This window comes from Flavivirga jejuensis (genome assembly GCF_030540765.1).
Taxonomy (GTDB): Bacteria; Bacteroidota; Bacteroidia; order Flavobacteriales; family Flavobacteriaceae; genus Flavivirga; species Flavivirga jejuensis.
Genome location: NZ_JAUOEL010000004.1, coordinates 539,391 through 553,912 on the forward strand (window position 1 = coordinate 539,391; position 14,522 = coordinate 553,912).

Annotated in this window: 10 protein-coding genes; 2 read left to right on the top strand and 8 right to left on the bottom strand. The window is 32.2% G+C overall.

Features of this window, described 5'->3' with window-relative positions; all coding sequences use genetic code 11:
* Positions 1-14 precede the first annotated feature (14 nt).
* Positions 15-2,846 carry an excinuclease ABC subunit UvrA gene (gene uvrA / locus Q4Q40_RS13870; protein WP_303302466.1) on the bottom strand — a complete coding sequence of 944 codons (2,832 nt, stop codon included), beginning with the start codon at positions 2,844-2,846 and terminating at the stop codon, positions 15-17.
* 461 nt (positions 2,847-3,307) lie between these two features.
* Between uvrA and Q4Q40_RS13875 the strand changes: the two genes are divergently transcribed.
* Positions 3,308-3,832, top strand: coding sequence for a DUF8685 domain-containing protein (locus Q4Q40_RS13875; RefSeq protein ID WP_303302467.1), 525 nt, complete (start codon positions 3,308-3,310; stop codon positions 3,830-3,832).
* A 172-nt stretch (positions 3,833-4,004) separates the two neighbouring features.
* Positions 4,005-4,631 (top strand): CAP domain-containing protein, encoded by a 627-nt coding sequence (locus Q4Q40_RS13880; RefSeq protein WP_303302468.1) that lies wholly within the window; start codon positions 4,005-4,007, stop codon positions 4,629-4,631.
* A 1,068-nt stretch (positions 4,632-5,699) separates the two neighbouring features.
* Here the strand turns inward: Q4Q40_RS13880 and Q4Q40_RS13890 are convergent.
* From Q4Q40_RS13890 to Q4Q40_RS13920, 7 genes are all read right to left on the bottom strand, one after another.
* Positions 5,700-6,311 (bottom strand): hypothetical protein, encoded by a 612-nt coding sequence (locus tag Q4Q40_RS13890; protein ID WP_303302469.1) that lies wholly within the window; start codon positions 6,309-6,311, stop codon positions 5,700-5,702.
* Positions 6,312-6,880: 569 nt separating this feature from the next.
* Positions 6,881-7,333, bottom strand: a complete 453-nt coding sequence (locus tag Q4Q40_RS13895; RefSeq protein ID WP_303302470.1) for a hypothetical protein — start codon at positions 7,331-7,333, stop codon at positions 6,881-6,883.
* Positions 7,334-7,392: 59 nt separating this feature from the next.
* The gene (locus Q4Q40_RS13900) at positions 7,393-7,680 is read right to left on the bottom strand and encodes a hypothetical protein (protein ID WP_303302471.1); all 288 of its coding nucleotides are present in this window, start codon (positions 7,678-7,680) and stop codon (positions 7,393-7,395) included.
* A 9-nt stretch (positions 7,681-7,689) separates the two neighbouring features.
* Positions 7,690-8,091 (bottom strand): hypothetical protein, encoded by a 402-nt coding sequence (locus Q4Q40_RS13905; RefSeq protein WP_303302472.1) that lies wholly within the window; start codon positions 8,089-8,091, stop codon positions 7,690-7,692.
* A gap of 833 nt (positions 8,092-8,924) precedes the next feature.
* Positions 8,925-9,635, bottom strand: coding sequence for a CPBP family intramembrane glutamic endopeptidase (locus Q4Q40_RS13910; protein ID WP_303302473.1), 711 nt, complete (start codon positions 9,633-9,635; stop codon positions 8,925-8,927).
* A gap of 35 nt (positions 9,636-9,670) precedes the next feature.
* A complete protein-coding gene (locus Q4Q40_RS13915) occupies positions 9,671-14,062 on the bottom strand; it encodes a DUF6443 domain-containing protein (protein WP_303302474.1) in 4,392 nt (1,463 codons plus the stop codon).
* 6 nt (positions 14,063-14,068) lie between these two features.
* Entirely contained in the window at positions 14,069-14,515 is a 447-nt protein-coding gene (locus Q4Q40_RS13920) for a hypothetical protein (protein WP_303302475.1), read from the bottom strand.
* Between the last annotated feature and the right edge of the window lie 7 nt (positions 14,516-14,522).

Sequence of the window (14,522 nt, forward strand, 5' to 3'; positions counted from 1 at the left end):
ATGTTTTTTATCTGCTAATTTAATTCTTTTTTAAGAAATTTAGCGGTATAGCTTTTTTTATGCTTGATAACTTCCTCAGGAGACCCCTCAACAATAATTTGTCCGCCACCTCGTCCACCTTCGTAGCCAATATCGATAATGTAGTCAACGGTTTTTATAACATCTAAATTGTGTTCGATAATAAGAACGGTGTTGCCTTTGTCTGCTAATTTATTAAGAACAATCATGAGTATTCGAATATCTTCAAAATGTAAGCCTGTTGTAGGTTCGTCAAGAATGTAAAATGTATTTCCTGTATCTCGTTTACTTAATTCTGTGGCTAGTTTAATACGTTGTGCTTCGCCACCAGAAAGTGTCGTGCTTTGCTGTCCCAGAGTAATATAGCCTAAGCCAACATCTTGGATTGTTTTAAGCTTCTTATAAATTTTAGGAATGTGTTCAAAAAACAAAACAGCTTCATTAATGGTCATGTTTAATACATCGCTAATTGATTTTCCTTTATAGCGAATTTCTAAGGTTTCTCTATTAAAACGCTTGCCTTGGCAGGTTTCGCATTCAACATATACATCTGGAAGGAAATTCATTTCTATAACTCGTAAACCGCCACCTTGACAGGTTTCACAACGTCCACCTTTTACGTTAAAACTAAAACGTCCTGCTTTATAACCGCGAATCATGGCTTCGGGAATTTTAGCATATAAGGCTCTAATTTCACTAAAAGTGCCTGTATAGGTAACGGGGTTACTTCGTGGTGTTCTTCCAATGGGTGATTGATTAATATCAATGACTTTATCAATATGTTCTAAGCCTTTAATGCTTTTATAAGGCATTGGTTTTTTTACACCATTAAAATAATAAGCATTTAAAATAGGGTAGAGGGTCTCGTTGATTAATGTCGATTTTCCGCTCCCCGAAACACCAGTAACTCCTATCATTTTTCCTAATGGCAATTTTATAGATACATTTTTTAAATTGTTCCCTGTACAGCCTTTAAGTTCTAAAAACTTACCATTGCCTGGTCTGCGTTTTTTAGGGACTTCAATTTTTTTAGTATCGTTTAAATAATCTGCCGTTAAAGTATCATGTTTTTTTAATTCATCGGGGTTACCAATACTAATTATTTCTCCTCCATATTTTCCAGCTTTTGGTCCGATATCAATAACATAATCGGCACGCTCAATCATGTCTTTGTCATGTTCTACAACGATAACCGAATTTCCTATATCACGAAGTGATACTAAGGAATTAATGAGTTTTTCGTTATCGCGTTGGTGTAAACCAATACTAGGCTCATCTAAAATATATAATACCCCCACCAATTGCGAGCCTATTTGGGTGGCTAAACGAATACGCTGTGCCTCACCACCAGATAATGATTTAGAACTTCTGTTTAATGATAAATAATCTAAGCCTACATCTAATAAAAATTGTAGTCTGGACTTTATTTCTTTTAAAATTTCCTCGGCTATCCTCAGTTGTTTTTCTGATAAATGCTCATGTAAATTATGAAACCAAGTTGCTAATTCTACAATATCTGTATTGGCTAGTTCTGCTATATTTTTATTATTTATTTTGAAATAAAGTGATTCCTTTTTTAATCTGGAACCTTGGCATTCTGGACATTTAATTTTGTCCATATAATCTTTTGCCCAACGTTTTAAAGAGGTCGATTCTGCTGTTTTGTATTGATTATCAATAAAGTTAGCGACTCCTTCAAAATCTATTTTATAATCACGAGTCACCCCAAGTACTTTGCTTTCTACAGAGAATTTTTCGTTACCACCATACAAAATCATTTGTTTGGCTTCTTCTGGAATGTCTTTGTAAGCATCTGTTAGTTTAAAATTGAAACGTTGTGCAATGGTTTCAAATTGTTTAAAGATCCAACTGTTCTTTTCTGGTCCGTGTGGTGCCAATGCTCCAGTTTTTATGGATAAGCTATCGTCTGGAACAATTTTATTTTCATTTACTTGATATAATTCTCCAATACCATTACAATTAGAACAGGCTCCTTTAGGAGAATTGAAAGAGAAATTATTGGGCTCTGGATTTGGGTATGAAATCCCAGAAGAGGGGCACATTAAATTTCTGCTAAAATAGCGGGTTTCGTTAGTATCCTGATCAATTACTAAAAGAACATCTTCACCATGATACATCGCTGTATTAATGGTTTCGGTAAGACGCTTATCGTTATCTACAGAGGCGTCAATCACCAACCTGTCTATAACAATTTCAATATCGTGTGTTTTATAACGGTCTAATTTCATACCTTTTGTAAGGTCTTTAATGTCTCCGTCGGTTCTTACTTTTACAAAGCCTTGTTTTGCAATTTGCTCGAATAATTCACGATAATGCCCTTTACGCGAACGTACTACGGGCGCTAGTATGTTAATGCGTTTTCCGCTAAAGTCACTAATAATGAGTTTCTTGATTTGCTCATCGCTGTAACTCACCATTTTGTCTCCTGTATTATAACTATAGGCGTCACTTGCTCGTGCAAATAATAAACGCAAAAAGTCATAAATTTCAGTAATCGTACCAACGGTAGAGCGTGGTGATTTGCTGGTCGTTTTTTGTTCGATAGCAATAACAGGGGAGAGGCCATCGATCTTATCAACATCGGGTCTTTCTAAACCGCCTAGAAATTGTCGTGCATAAGCCGAAAAGGTTTCAATATATCGACGTTGTCCTTCGGCATAAATGGTATCGAATGCTAAAGAAGATTTGCCACTACCAGATAATCCTGTTATAACTACAAGTTTCTCTCTGGGTATAGATACGTCTATGTTTTTAAGGTTATGTACGCGGGCTCCCTTTACTTCAATAAAATTGTCAAATTGGCTCATAAAATCGCAAAACTGCGAAGTTACGATATTATACCATTTGATATTTGAATTTTTTTGATTATAACGGTTCTTTTTACAGTATGCTTAAAAATAAAAATAAACCGTAACTACCACTATGCTTGATTTTTATTTTTCGCATCATACAAGAATATTTAGCTTTACTCTAAAAAAAATCAAATGTCAAATGGTATTTGTAGTTAAATTTCTGTGAAGTTTTATCCCAGATTTATTATAATTGTAAATAGAAGTGGTTTAAACTTTTTTCAATTGGCTACAGAATGCTCTTTTTTACTCAATTTTTGCCTTTTTATTGATGCATAGGGTTACTATGAATCGCAAAAAAAACGCTTTAATTGATCTATGAAATAACTATTTCTCGCTTCAATCAAAAAAGTTTAAACCACTTCATAAAGAAAAACTAAAATGTTTTCTCCTTTGAGAAAATGATAAAAATATTATTTATGAAATTATTAGGAATAGGATCAAGAATTAATCATTCGGAATACGGGAAAGGTGTTGTAACTAACGTGACTACGCAGCATTATTGGGTGACTTTTATAGAAGGTGGACTGGAAACCATAGATTTAGATAGCGATTTTGAAATTATTGAAGCCGCTGATGGTGATGTGGATGCCGTAAGCTTTTTTGATGTAGAAAGTAGTTTGGTGAGTATTTTGAAAAAATGGAGTGATGTTAGTGAAATTGTGCCTATTTCAGATAAATATAAAGGCGGTAGACTCATTTTGGAACCAGCCGATACTAGTTTAAAGTCTTATGAGTTACCAATAGATACCTTTTTCCATAAAATAACGATGGTTAGAGATCGATTACGTGTTATGGAACAACGTATAAATTCAAGTGATTTGGATGAACAGGGTAAAATAGATTTGCAACAATATATTACCAGAATTTATGGTAGCTTGACAAGTTTTAATGTGTTGTTTAAATCGAAGAGTCATAATTTTGTAGGGCAACGGAGTAAGTAATGGGTTTGTATATTTTTTAGAATAGAATATTAACAGACTATTTTATATTTAGATAGTTACGTTCATCGAATTAATACGATTTTATTTTAGTTTAGAATTTTGAAACTGTAAATTCGTTTTAAAGATTCCCAAATCTATAAAGCGTACTATATATATTATGAAATGTTCCCGAATGAAGTCTTATAAATGGCTTCTAGTTATTTTTTTACAGCTTCTTTTTTTATCATTTTCTTGCTCTAAAGATGATTCGCCACAGCATGGAACAATGATAGATTTAGGAATTGATGATGATGAAGTTCTGTCTAGATTAACAACCTCTTTAGTAGGTGGATTGCCCGATGGTGATGGGAATCCTGAAAACCTATGCAACAATGGCGAAATGCAACTAATGGTAGATGATCCTTACTGTGGTTATGTTGATGTAGGGGAGTATGGGCTTAATCAGATTAATGAGTATCGTTCTATGCATGGTTTACCTCCTTATGTACGTGCTATTGAATATGAGCTTTGTGCTGCTCGTGAGGCTAGATTAGCTGTGGAAAATGATGTTTCTCATTGGAGTGATGGATGTGGCTGGAAATCACAGGGTGCTGCTGGTGGTGGACGAGGCGGTGACACCTCAAACGGAACTGTTGAAAAATCAATTTGGTGGGTGCCTAAACTTTTTTATGAGGAAGGACCAGATGGTGGTCACTATCAGGCTATGATGGAAGAAAGAAGCCGAGCTGTCGCCATTGGTTATTATGCCATTGATAGGGACAGGCATGGCGTGGTAGTAAATTATTATGATTCACTTTGATATGTTTTTATGTGTTTATCAAATAGCTTAATTGATTCCTTTAAGAATACTGTTTATATGATATTTACAGCTACATATTTAAAAAGTTCTTTCTAAAACACAAAAAGCTATGACATAAAAATCATAGCTTCTGTTGTTTTCTTACTCGTAATGGCGCTCGTCAAAGACGAAGTGCTAGCGCATACGAGGACTAGCAAGGGCTTGTAGATATATTGCCATCAGCATCCTCGCTATCGAGAGCACTGTGATTATTAATTTGGTCGATTACCAAGAACTTCAAAAACCATTATTATTATTATTACAAAAGTTAAAATAATATAAAGCCAGAAAAGAACTATTTTTATTTTACTATTGCTAAATAATTTCCTTTTAAAATGTTTTTCAATTATTAAATATTTTTGCTTGTAAATAAATAAAAGTTAAAAAATATTATAGATGAGATGACAATTAGAACATGAATTAACTTTAATTTAAAATTTTCAACAATATTGAATCCATGTACAACAATAACAAATAGAGTTATCAAATTTAGCATAACTAAAATAGACAGAGAAAATAAAGCTATCACTTCTGGCATCCTCAAATTTGGCATCCAAGCCTTTTCCGTTTTTTTTGCAATCTTATATAAATTGTAGAAGATAAATTTATACATAGTTATCAATATTTAGTAAACCCTGGCTAGTACTCGTTTGTAACGAGTGCCGTATCTGTTTTTTATTATTAGTTTTAATCTTTATTCTAACTTTTACCCAAAAAAACAATAGCGTCTATTTCTAAAACAGTATGATCCTCTTGGTAATTTCTGGCGTTAGAATATTTCCAGCCAGTAGCATTTTATAGGTTTATTATGATGTTGCCAAAATTGATATTTACTCACATTATTTTGTTTTTTGCCTGCTCGCTCAAACACCCATAATAGCCATTATTTTCTACTTTCTTGTGGATTATTTTCTATGGCTTCTAAAATACAAAAAGCTATGATTTTTATGTCATAGCTTCTGTTGTTTTCTTACTTGTAACGGCACTCGTTGCAAACGATCGCTAGCCATACGAGGACTAGCAGGGGCTTTAATATGATGCAATCAATTCTTTTTTCGTAATTTTCCAATGATTATTTTCTTTATTAATAAAAATATAGCTTTCATTACCGCATAAATTACCACATAAAAACTTAAAATATAAAATACCTTGATTCTTTTCTAAATTAAAATAAACTCTTGAAAATTCAATTGCCCCAATATCTAAATCAAAATTAATGTCATTGTTCATGCTTTTTAAATCAAACTTTTTTGACTGAACTAAATCTAAATCAAGAAGTTTTTCTTCTTTATCCTCAAAAACATATATCGAACTTAACTTTCTTTCATCTTTTAATATCTTTAATTCATCTGAATCAATTGGCTTCAACATTTTAGAAATATACAATCTTTTATTTGTTTTCGGTTTTCTATATCTCAGATAATCATTGTGTAGAGAATCAATATCAATTGAGTCATTTTCTATGCTTATCCCTTTGTTCTTTAAATAAACATTTAACCCTTCATATTCATAATTATCATCTATTAAATTAGAGATTATATCTGAATAAATGGTTTCATCTTGAACCCTTTTTTCATTATCACATCTCAAAGATAGTAGTACTATGGGAAGCAAGAAAATTATAAATCGTGTCTTTTTCATTTTAATTCTTGTATTTTAATAACCTTTGTTTTATTTCACTTTTACTAAGTCCTGTTTTACCTGTCTTATGCATGTTAATCATTACTGGAAGTACTTTTTCTAAAAATAAAGAACTAGGTTGTCTTGCATCCATATGCTGATTATACCCGGCTAGTGCTTGTTTGTAACGAGTATCGTACCTGTTTATTATTAACCTTTATTCTAATTCTATCCAAAAAAACAATAGCGTCTATTTCTAAAACATTATGATCCTCTTGGTAATTTCTGGCGTTAGAATATTTCCAGTCAGTAGCATTCTATAGGTTTATTATGATGTTGCTAAAATTGATATTTACTCACATTATTTTGTTTTTTGCTTGCTCAAACATTCCATAATAGCCATTCTTTTCTACTTTCTTGTGGATTATTTTCTATGGCTTCTAAAATACAAAAAGCTATGACATAAAAATCATAGCTTCTGTTGTTTTCTTACTTGTAACGGCACTCGTTGCAAACGATCGCTAGCCATACGAGGACTAGCGGGGGACTTCGTTTTTAAATAATTTTGCTAATTGTAAGGTACTCATGCCTTAAACGTCATCCCAATTATCTTTCAAAAACAAAGTAGTACTGAGCAATAAATCTATCTCATTTTTAATATCTGTATAAAATTTATCCGGAACCATAAAAAGCATTCTATATAAAACATTATTAACATTGGTCAAATATACAACTCCAATGATTTCTTTGCCTAATGACAATTTTAACTTAAAAATTTCTGAGTTTTTAAAAAAGATTTTTTCATGGTTTAGTATTTCTACTTTTCCTAAATCTTTTAAGTATTCGTTTAAATTATTCTCTGATAGTGTTTCAGCATTGCTATTTAATTTGTTTGACATTAAATAAATCAAATACTTTATATCCTGCTTTTTAGAATCGACTATTTTAAAAACGTCTGTATTAGATAAATCTTCTTTGTCAGATTTAAGTCTTTCGTATGTTAAAGACTCAGGAATTTCAATACTATAAAATTTTGTTTTCAAAGTATCTTGAGATATAAGATTTAATGGTAGAATAAAAAATGATATGCACAATAGAAATTTCATAAAAAAAGTTTTTTAAATATATTTAAGAAAAAATTACCAATTACAAAATATAGCCAAGTAAAAAAACTCAAAATAAATACAACAAAAGGAATAAATAATATAACTACGAGAAATCCTTTTATACCATAAACTTGCTCGTCATTAAAATTGACAGGCACTAAATCAAATAATGACAAGAATCCCAATAATAAAGCAAAAGGTGTATATGCAAATAAAAAATTGACAAACAAAAGTTTAAATAAGTTTTCAGGTTTTTTACTATATTTTTCTATAATTTTTTTCATTACAAATATTTAATTTGGTTGCCAATTAAGAATACTACTAGCTCTTTCTGCTAAATAATTAACCCCTCCTTCAACTGTCTTTGATAAACCAGAAGCTAAATTATAAAAATTTATGCTTAGAGAAGCTTTAGCTGGACCTAATTTACCAGTAACACCCACGGTAGATATGTCTTTAGCAGTTAGAGACACTGTTTTTCCTTTTCCTAAGTTAAAATCTCCATCAAAATTCCCATTTTCTATTGTTGGACCTTGAACATTACCATCTGTATCAACAGATGTACTAATTTCAGTAGCAGTAAAACTACCCCAAATATTGATGCTCTTATCGTTATTCCCAGCTAGTGCTCGTTTGTAACGAGTACCGTACCTGTTTTTATTATTAGTTTTAACCTTTATTCTAATTCTATCCAAAAAAACAATAGCGTCTTTTTATAAAACAGTATGATCCTCTTGGTAATTTCTGGCTATAGAATATTTCCAGTCAGCAGCATTCTATAGGTTTATTATGATGTTGCTAAAATTGATATTTACTCACATTATTTTGTTTTTTGCTTGCACGCTCAAACATTTATAATAGTCATTCTTTTCTACTTTCTTGTAGATTATTGTCTATGGCTTCTAAAATACAAAAAGCTATGATTTTTATGTCATAGCTTCTGTTGTTTTCTTACTGGTAACGGCACTCGTTACCCCAGCTAGTGCTCGTTTGTAACGAGTACCGTACCTGTTTTTTATATTAGTTTTAACCTTTATTCTAACTCTCTATCCAAAAAAACAATAGCGTCTATTTCTAAAACAGTATGATTCTTTTGGTAATTTCTGGCGTTAGAATATTTCCAGTCAGCAGCATTCTATAGGTTTATTATGATGTTGCTAAAATTGATATTTATTCACATTATTTTGTTTTTTGCTTGCTTGCTCAAACATTCATAATAGCCATTCTTTTCTACTTTCTTATGGATTATTTTTATGGCTTCTAAAATACAAAAGCTATGACATAAAATCATAACTTCTGTTGTTTTCTTACTCAGAACGGCACTCGTTGCAAACGATCGCTAGCCATACGAGGACTAGCGGGGTTTTTTTTTCAATATATTAAAGCTTTGATTATGAATATAATATACGAAAAACCAATCGCAAAAACAATGCTAAACAAGTGAAAATTAAATAAATAAACCCTTAACTTAATGACATTGGACGAGCGCTAGCAGGGGGCTAGCCATACGAGGACTAGCAGGGGCATACTATGACCCAGCGGGACTTATTTTTTTTAATGAAAAAATACAGACTGTTACCCCAATTATAAATAAAACTAATAACATGAAAATATTAGATGTTAAATCTATTTTGTTCGTAATGAATTCAATAATTCTTTCATCGAATAAAATTATAGTGTTTGCAAAAATATGAGCAATTATTGAAAGAAAGATATTTTCAGTTTTAACATAGATATATCCAAAGTATAAGCCTCCTAAAAAGGCTATTAAAATACCCCCAGAATAATAATGTAATAGTGCAAAAATTATAGAAGAAACCAATACAGCTGATTTATTATTATGTACTAAACTAATACCGTGTGTTAATAAACCTCTGAAAAATAGCTCTTCTGCGATGGGTACAATTAAAATTAAAATAGTTATGTTTTTAACACTATAAACTACGTCAATTGGTATTGTAATTTTATTACTTGTGATTATATAAGGAACAATAGATAATATTAAATTTACTATGTAAAACCCTATCGCTGAAATTATGACCATAAATACATCTTTAGCCTTAAATTTCAATAATTTATAATCTATAATTTTGCGATCTATTAAGAATAGACATGCAACAAAATACGAAAGTGTAATAAATGGAATACCATATTTGTACAGCTTTAATTCATTATCAATAATGACTAAAACAATAAAAATTAAAGTTATTATAAAACTTTTAAAATATGATATTTTCATTCACCCTATTTGTTATATTACTTTGATTTAAAATATTATTCTTTTTTGTCATTTTCATGTTTTTCTTTGTAGTTCTTTGCAGCATCTTTAGCTATATTTCTAGCTCTGTATTCGTTTAACTGAGATGTCTCACCATCATTTAGTGTTTGAGTAGACATTATCATGCCAGCTCCTTTACCAAATATTGCTTCAAGTACACCTCCACCAAGTTCATCTGCTAATTCAATTGTTTCACTATCAATACCATCTTTCATATCAAACATATGAAAATCCTTAGAAGAAAAGGAAACACTATCTCCAACGGTGACTTGCCACTCACCTGTTACTTGGTCATAGTGACCATTGTCTCCATTGCCTCCAAATGTAGTAGAAACGTCTGAAACAGGATTATCACCAAATTGTGAAAAATCAACATTATTTAAATCCACTACATCACCAGTGTCAACAGCAGATTTCTCTATACCATCATTAGAGTCTATATAAGTACCCATATTACCTAATATATTATCTTTTTTTGTATTCGCCATTATTACCTTGGCTTCCTCAAAGGTTATATTTGCATCTCTAGCTAGAGTGGAAGCACTATCTCCAGCTTGTGCTTTCCATCTACCATTACCGAGAGGTTCCCACACAGGTGCCATTCCATCAGGGTCTATAAAACGAATTGGATTATCAAATACATAGTTATAAGGAGAATGTTTTCGCATCTGTTCAGCCAACGGATCTAAATTCATCCACCTACCAATAGCAGGATCATAGTTCCTAGCTGTAATATCATACCAATCAAGACCTAACTCATCCTGATACTCCTTACCACCAAACTTACGTTTAAGCGCAATATTGGTAGAAGTTACATTATTATTGTACCCTTTATGTTTCAAACCAAAAGGATAGTAGTTATTTTCTTCCAATATTTCTAACGTACCGTTATTGTCTTTATAACTCAACCTCACATTCCCTAAATGGTCTTTATATTGATACACATACTCATATGCACCATTATCAACATCAACATACCCCTCAGGGTGATTAAAGAATTTCAAAGAACTGTTCTCGTATACATAATTACCTGCATACTCAGTTGTAGCTCCTGTGCTTACAGTTTTTTTAAGCTTTACTCCAGTCGCATCGTAAATATATGAAATATTTCCAGAAGCTAATGTTACTTGTGTTGGTAAATTTAAATGATTGTAGGTAATTGCTGTAATCCCTTTATTATCATCTTGGGTCATGTTGCCATTGACATCATAGCTATACTCATCAGTAGAACTAGCACCATTATTAAAACCTTCCGTACTACCAGAAGTATCATTTACTACTTTTAATTTATTACTTACTTCATTATTATCGTAAGCATAAGTAAGCTGATCGATTTTATTGTTGTCAGTAATATTATCCCGCCATAAAGATAGGATGTTTCCATTTTTATCATAACCATCTATTCCAACATCAAACCCAGATGATAAATTAAAACTACTACTAGACTTTATACCATAATCTGCACTGGTAATTCTATTTAAAGCATCATAGGTATAAGCATAAGCCCTTGTTGAGTTTGAGCTGTCATCGTTAGCTGTTTTCCATATAGTTTCGCTAATGTTTCCGTTATATAATTCGGTATTTGTTGATCCTAATTCTGTGGTATTATAATTGATTTTAAAGCTAAATAAATCATTACCTAATGTTGTAGGGTCGTTAATTTGTTTTAGCCAGCCTCTAACATTATAAGTATAATCAACCGTTTGTAACCTGTTAGTGTTTAATATGCCACCTACACCTTTGCTTTCTAATTGTCCTAATGCATCATAAGTATTGTCTGCAATAACTTCTTGTATTTCTGGGCTTATCCATAAGCGTGTATCCGGAAAAATAGTTCCGTTTGTTATTATTATACTATTACTAGCAACTTGATCTGTAGTAATATCTCCTGTTAAGGCTAAATCTACAGCAGTGGCACTACTACCAGAACAGGTGTATCCCATGGTTTGATCGCCAATACATTGGGTTTGTGTTAGTAATCGTCCAGCATGATCGTATGTATAATTATCTATAGTGGCAATGGTTATTCCATTTCTGGTATGTGTCGTTTTGCTTTTAAGTGGTTTGCCCACAAAATCCAATTTACTCTCAATAATATCAACGGTTCCTAAATAAGTATTTTCATTATATACATATATGGGTCTAGATTTTGTATCGTAATAGCTTAGCGTATTAATCCAAACATTGGTTCCAGTTACATCTAGTACTTTAACTTTGCTTACAGTAGCTAGTCCTTTTACATAGGTCGTATTAGTTTCGTTGGTAGCGGATTCCATAAGTACGACAGAGGTTGGTGCACTTGTTGGTCGGTCTACATAACTATCGTAATAATTAATAGTAAGTATTTCTGAAAGTGTTACTAAGCCTGTAGTTGGGTAAGCCCCATTGTTATAAAACATATTAACGCCTCCATAATTTGTGCTATTTGTGCTTTGTGTAACCCATAAATTTCCATTTATTGCGTTAACTTCAGCTTGTACAGCTTTACGTGTTGTGCTAATTACACTAGTTGCTTTTCCTGTATAGGCTACTCTACCAAAGGCATCGTATTTGGTAAATAACCATTCGCCATTTTGTTTTTGTATAGCATCTTGTGTTAGTATGGGGTGGTCTAAGTTATTGTATACAATGTATTCCCAGTCTTTCCCTGGGATTCTTTTTTCTACCAATCTATTACGATTGTCATATTTATATTGATATCCTAAATCATTTAATTGACTTATTATTGTAGATATATTTGTAGTAGATGATGCATCCATTTTTGGTGGTAATACATAGGTTAAATTTCCATAGTCATCATATACGTAATAAGTGTCGTGTTCTACTCCAGACTCATAAGTTCGTTTTAAAATAACCTGCCCTTGTTTGTTTTTAAATTCTTCGGTGGTATGATCATTTCCAACACTATGGTTTTCATCTTTGGTAACGGTTTTATAAAGTTTTCCTGCTTCGTAATTTGAAGTGCCTCCTGTTAATGTTGGAGTATAGGTATTATTGGCAAAACTAAGGCTTACACTATAAATTCTCACATTAGTCCCTGAAGCGGTATAGGTTTCATAATCAAACTCTATTTCATTGCCTCCACCTAATGCCCAATCAGCTCCTGGAGCTGATTGTTTAAATACTCTACCCAGAGGAGAGGCTTCTAATTCTTTTTGTGAATATGGATTTATTGTAGTTTGGGTTAGTCCTATAAAATCATCATCAAATCTGGTGGCGTTGTAATAGTAATTTTTAGTTGCATTTTCAGTATCTGCTCTATAAGTTCCACATTGTGTAGTTTCTGCGTAGGGTAGATAATCTTTATCTTGTCTGCCATACTCATCATATGCAATATGCGTAATAATATCTTCTCTGTTTCCTCCAGCACGAATGCCAATACTTTGCAAAGGTCTGCCCAATCCATCAAAATAAGCAATAGACTCTATCTTGTTATCGTCCTGTGTGATTTGAGATACATCTGTAGATTCTATTTGGGGTGTTATGGTGTATACATAATTTTCATCGCTAGGACCGCAAGTGGAAGCGGTAGGTTGCGCATTAATAACCACATTACTCGAAGCTGCTGATATACATCCAGAAGCATTAGTTGCTGTGAAATTATAAGTGGTAGAAGCTGATAAGCCAATAACTGTTTTACTTGAACCAGAGCCCGTTATATTTCCTGGGTTAATAACCCAAGTTCCGGTAGGTAAGTTACTTAGCACTACACTTCCTGTGCTTACACTAATTGTAGGTTGTGTAATGGTACCCACTGAAGGTGTTGAGGGTGTTGAGGGCTGAGCATTAACCGTTTTGCTTGCAGAGGCTGATGTGTTTCCATTTAAGGTAGCGGATACATAATAAGTTCCTTGGGGAGCTGTAATAGTTGCCCCTGAAATAGTTACCCCAGATGATGGAACTACGGAATAAGTATAAGACGCATTATAATTTGTAATAGAAAAACTTCCTGTTGAAAGACTACAGGTTGGATGAGTTACTGAACTTAAAGTAGGAGTAGAAACAGGGCTAATTATTGTAACAGTTATATTATCATAATAATATTCAGTAAAAAAATCATCATCCACATCAACAGTAATACTTTTAGTGCCAGCAGAACTCCAAGAAATAGAAATATCGGGATCATTATAACCTAAATATGAACTACTACTCGATTCTGTTATTGTTGCTCCAGAACCAACATACCAAAAATAAGAATACCCAGAACCTAGTGTATTTGAATTGGTATCTGAAAATATATAAGGTTTAGTTTCTCCAACATTAGCAGTTGTAGGTCCATCAATGCTATAGGTTTGTGCATAAAAACTACCGGAACACACTAAACACATTACCAATACTACTAGGGCTTGTATATAAAATTTGTTGTTTTTTATTGTTATAGTATTCATAATAACTTAGTTTTTAGTTAAATGCCAATTGGTAAATAAAATATTCATACTACCAGTAGTATTTATTTGGCTTAAGATTAAGCTGTTTGTTTCTAGTTTTTTAATTTTAAATAATACGGTTTTGCCATTAGGGTTCGTAATTGCTAAGTTGTTATTGGTATTTGTAGCCCAATTGGCGTTTGTAGTCCTACCATCTGACAAAACTTGTACATAAGAACCATCTGTATTAAAAGTGATTTTTCGGTTTTTATAAGTACTAGATAATTTGCTTTTTCTTACGGTATTCATTTCATTAAAATGAGTTTTAGATTTTTGTGCCATACTATTTAAAGAGGCTTGATAATCAAAAGTCCAAGTGCCAATGAGTTCTTCCTGAATAGTTTGCCCGCTAAGTGTTTGTGGGATACTTAAAAGCACTAACATGAATGCGATAATATATATGTGTGATTTCATAATGATA

Excerpts from the sequence above, each read along its gene's own strand:
- Q4Q40_RS13880 (WP_303302468.1), top strand. The coding sequence starts at position 4,005 with ATGAAGTCTTATAAATGGCTTCTAGTTATTTTTTTACAGCTTCTTTTT.
- Q4Q40_RS13890 (WP_303302469.1), bottom strand. The coding sequence starts at position 6,311 with ATGAAAAAGACACGATTTATAATTTTCTTGCTTCCCATAGTACTACTA.
- Q4Q40_RS13910 (WP_303302473.1), bottom strand. The coding sequence starts at position 9,635 with ATGAAAATATCATATTTTAAAAGTTTTATAATAACTTTAATTTTTATT.
- Q4Q40_RS13920 (WP_303302475.1), bottom strand. The coding sequence starts at position 14,515 with ATGAAATCACACATATATATTATCGCATTCATGTTAGTGCTTTTAAGT.
- Q4Q40_RS13900 (WP_303302471.1), bottom strand. The coding sequence starts at position 7,680 with ATGAAAAAAATTATAGAAAAATATAGTAAAAAACCTGAAAACTTATTT.
- uvrA (WP_303302466.1), bottom strand. The coding sequence starts at position 2,846 with ATGAGCCAATTTGACAATTTTATTGAAGTAAAGGGAGCCCGCGTACAT.
- Q4Q40_RS13915 (WP_303302474.1), bottom strand. The coding sequence starts at position 14,062 with ATGAATACTATAACAATAAAAAACAACAAATTTTATATACAAGCCCTA.
- Q4Q40_RS13875 (WP_303302467.1), top strand. The coding sequence starts at position 3,308 with ATGAAATTATTAGGAATAGGATCAAGAATTAATCATTCGGAATACGGG.